This is a genomic window from Synechococcus sp. R6-10, assembly GCF_047461815.1.
Classification (GTDB): domain Bacteria; phylum Cyanobacteriota; class Cyanobacteriia; order Thermostichales; family Thermostichaceae; genus Thermostichus.
In genome coordinates this window covers 1-585 of the sequence record NZ_JANSHW010000726.1, presented here as the reverse complement: position 1 = coordinate 585, position 585 = coordinate 1, and the positions used below count along the sequence as shown (strand labels likewise).

The 585-nt window shown below is 58.5% G+C and carries 1 protein-coding gene; it reads right to left on the bottom strand.

Annotation, left to right across the window (positions count from 1 at the left end; all coding sequences use genetic code 11):
• A partial coding sequence (locus tag NW837_RS15590; protein ID WP_414332588.1) for a hypothetical protein occupies positions 1–189 on the bottom strand: 189 nt, incomplete at its 3' end.
• Positions 190–585 lie beyond the last annotated feature (396 nt).

The window sequence follows — 585 nt, the reverse complement described above, 5'->3', positions numbered from 1 at the left end:
TCGCCCTGTCAGGTGGCGCGTGGCAATAATCACGCCGTCCACCTCCACTTCCACTAAAGCCGCCTTGAGACCGCCCAGTTGAATCGCCAAGCGGTTCGCGTCTCCTTTGCGCACTTGCGAGGCAAACTGCGGCTGCCAAGTGGCGATAGCCGTCGACGAAAGCCCCGTCAGCGCCAGTAGGCTCAACATCCGTTTCCGACTGTCCATCGTTTGACCTCCGTATCGGCGCGTGGTCTATCCCTTGCCGCGCGTTCAATTCGTCCAATTCGCCATTTCTGGGGAATTCCTGCCGAATTGGGGGCGAATTTGCCCCGAAATTCCCCCAGACTCTTGACTTTTCGGGTCGCCATCGTATACACTAATCATGTCCGCAGGGGAGCGCTGGACGGACACGACAGAGCGCAGGCGTTGGAGATGAGGCAGTGGGCGAAGGATGACCGACCTTCAACGGCGCGACTCCCAGTGGGCGTCTAAACACCGACGGAGGGATACAGGCATGGCGATGATGGACAATCAGTACGCACACGAGGACTCGATTCTGTGTACGACCTACATGGCGGATGAGGAACTCGTGTTCTACGCGAA